We start from the raw sequence: 763 nt of genomic DNA, 5'->3' as shown, positions 1-763 counted from the left end.
CCGGCGGCCGGGGCGGGCGGGGTGATCAGGCCCGTAAAGGATCGTGTCCGGAGCGGAGATGGGTCCTCGGGACAAGCCCGAGGATGACGGGTTTGGTGGCGGTGGTGACATCACGGCCCCTGTCCGGGGGTGTGAGACTCCGGCGGCGAAAAACAGTGCAACGCGGTTTCGGCGTCGAGCGTCTGTTCGGCGCGGGCGGTGACGGCCTGCAGTTCGGCGATGAGGCGGGCGAGATCCCTGGCGGGCAAGGGATCGGGGACCGCGTCGGCGGCGGTGCCGTCCGGCGGGGCGTCGTCGGCGCGGGGCGGTTGGTGAGACTCCGGAGCGGAAAAACAGTGCAACGGGGGTGCAAGATCCTGCTGGAGGGCGGCGGTCTCCGCCTGACGGGCGACGGCGGCCAATTGGGTGGTGAGGCGCACCAGATCGTCGGCGGGTTCGGGTTCGGGTTCGGGCTCTGGCGGTTCAGGTTCGGGATCGGAAAAACAGTGCAACTGGAGTGCAACGTCTTCCTCCCCAGCGGCGCTTTCGGCCGCCTCTCGGGCCTCGATCTCGGTGAAGGGCACGAGGGGCTTGAGCTCCTTGTACAGGCGCAGCCAGCCGCGGGCCTGGATCAGCTGCCCGGCGGCCACGGCGGCCTGGACGTGGGACCAGCATTTGTCGACCACCTGCGAGGTGGTGAGGGGCGTCCCCGATGGCGCCTCCGGCGCCTCGGGGATGACAAGGGGCTCGTCCTGCGCCGGCGGCGCCGGGTCGGGCGCGAGGG

Annotated in this window: 1 protein-coding gene; it reads right to left on the bottom strand. The window is 71.0% G+C overall.

The window, feature by feature from the left end:
• Positions 1 to 110 precede the first annotated feature (110 nt).
• A partial coding sequence (locus IWC96_RS00020; protein ID WP_196838116.1) for a hypothetical protein occupies positions 111 to 763 on the bottom strand: 653 nt, incomplete at its 5' end.

The sequence above is a fragment of the Brevundimonas sp. BAL450 genome, assembly GCF_015767455.1.
In the GTDB taxonomy this organism is placed as follows: domain Bacteria; phylum Pseudomonadota; class Alphaproteobacteria; order Caulobacterales; family Caulobacteraceae; genus Brevundimonas; species Brevundimonas abyssalis.
Note: the sequence above shows the minus strand (reverse complement) of the source record. Positions and strands in the feature narration are given on the sequence as shown.